We start from the raw sequence: 1,840 nt of genomic DNA, 5'->3' as shown, positions 1-1,840 counted from the left end.
CGGCGCGGCCGGCGTCCCGGGCGTCTCCGACGGCGGGGCTGACGGCGGCGCCGACTCCGGTGCCGACGGTGGCGCCGACGGCGGTGCGGACTCCGGCGCCGAGGGCCCTGCCGACGGTGGCGCCTCGGGCGTCCCCGGCGTGTCCGACGGCGGAGCCGACGGCGGCGCGGACCAGAGCCTCTGAGCACCTTGTCCTCGCTGCACGACGTCCAGGACCCCACCGTCGTCGACGGTGGGGTCCTGGCCTCCCTGATCGACGTCTCCCCCGCCGAGTTCGCCGAGGCGTACTGGGCCCGGCGGCCGCTGGTCACCCGGGCCCGACCGGGCGGCTTCGGCGACCTCTTCGGCTCCGACGCGGTGGACGAGCTGGTCTCCCGCCGCGGGCTGCGCACCCCCTTCCTGCGGGTGGCCAAGGACGGCGCCACGCTGCGCGAGTCGACCTTCACGGCCCCGGCCGGTGTCGGCGCCTCGATCGGCGACCAGCTGGACGACACCGCGCTGTGGCGCCACCTCGCCGACGGCGCCACGCTGGTGCTGCAGGCCCTGCACCGCACCTGGGCGCCGGTCAACGACCTGTGCGCCCGGCTCGGGGCCGACCTCGGCCACCCGGTCCAGGCCAACGCCTACATCACCCCGCCGCAGAACCGCGGCTTCAGCGACCACTACGACGTGCACGACGTGTTCGTGCTGCAGGTCGAGGGCAGCAAGCGCTGGATCATCCACGAGCCGGTGCACCCCGACCCGCTGCGCAACCAGCCGTGGACCGACCGCCGGCCGGCGGTGGAGCATGCCGCGCGGGGTGAGGCGGCGCTCGACACCGTGCTGGAGCCCGGGGACGTGCTGTACCTGCCCCGCGGCTGGCTGCACGCCGCCGAGGCGCAGGGCGCGGTCAGCATCCACCTCACCCTGGGCATCCACATCTGGACCCGCTACGCGGTGGCCGAGCAGCTGCTGCAGGCCGCGCTGCAGAGCCTGCAGGCCGACCCGGAGATGCGGGCCACCCTGCCGATGGGGCCGCTGGAGGTCGAGGCGGAGGCCGAGCGCGTCCGCGAGCGGCTCACCGCCGCGCTGGCCGAGGCCGACCCGGCCCCCGCCCTGCAACGCGTCCAGCGCTCCCAGACCCGCCCCGGCCCGCTCGGACCGTTGGCCCAGCTGGCCGCCCTGGAGACGCTGTCCGAGAGCACCCCGCTCCGGCTCCGACCGGCCCTGGACGCCCGGCTGGTCGACCACAGCCTCACCAGCCGGGTCGGCGCGGTGCCGGTCGAGGAGGCCGACCTGGAGGCGGTCGAGCGGCTGCTGTCCGGTCGCGTCGGCACCGCCGGCGAGCTGGGCCTCGACCTGGCCCGGACGCTGCTGCGGGCCGGGGTCGTCGTCCCCGGGTGAGCGGCACCACCCTCCCCGCGCCGGGCCTCCCGCGGTGCGCCGACGGGGCGCGGGAGCGGCGCGACCCGCTGCTCGGGACGGCCTCCCCGGGGCGGTCCTGGGTGCTGGTGGAGCACCCGGGACGCTGGCCCGTCCGTGGCTTCATCGACCTGCCGCTGGCTCTGGAGATCCGGCGGCGGGTCGCGCTCGCCGCGGCCGCCGCGGGTGCCCGCATCCTGCTGGTCCGCCGCCACGGCCGCCGCACCGGTGACGAGGCGCTGCGCTGGGCGGTGGTGCACCACGAGGACTCCGGCGCCCACCGCCAGACCTGGGGCACCTGGGCCGACGAGGACGACCTGCTCGCCCTCCCCGACGCCCTCGAGGCCCCCGGCGCGACCGGCCACCCGCCGGTGCTGCTGGTCTGCGCCCACGGCGTCCACGACACCTGCTGCGCCGTGCGCGGACGCCCGGTCGCGGC

At 77.7% G+C, this 1,840-nt stretch carries 2 protein-coding genes and 1 pseudogene; all 3 read left to right on the top strand.

The window, feature by feature from the left end:
- On the top strand, window positions 1-184 hold a 184-nt coding region (locus DVA66_RS19980; protein WP_198671988.1), incomplete at its 5' end, for a hypothetical protein.
- Window positions 185-189: 5 nt separating this feature from the next.
- A complete protein-coding gene (locus DVA66_RS19975) occupies window positions 190-1,383 on the top strand; it encodes a cupin domain-containing protein (protein WP_198671987.1) in 1,194 nt (397 codons plus the stop codon).
- Window positions 1,380-1,840 (top strand): annotated as a pseudogene (locus DVA66_RS19970) (hypothetical protein); the annotation flags it as partial. The gene DVA66_RS19975 and the pseudogene DVA66_RS19970, both read left to right, overlap by 4 nt.

The organism is Desertihabitans aurantiacus, assembly GCF_003344635.1.
Classification (GTDB): domain Bacteria; phylum Actinomycetota; class Actinomycetes; order Propionibacteriales; family Propionibacteriaceae; genus Desertihabitans; species Desertihabitans aurantiacus.
This window is presented reverse-complemented; position numbering and strand designations above follow the sequence as displayed.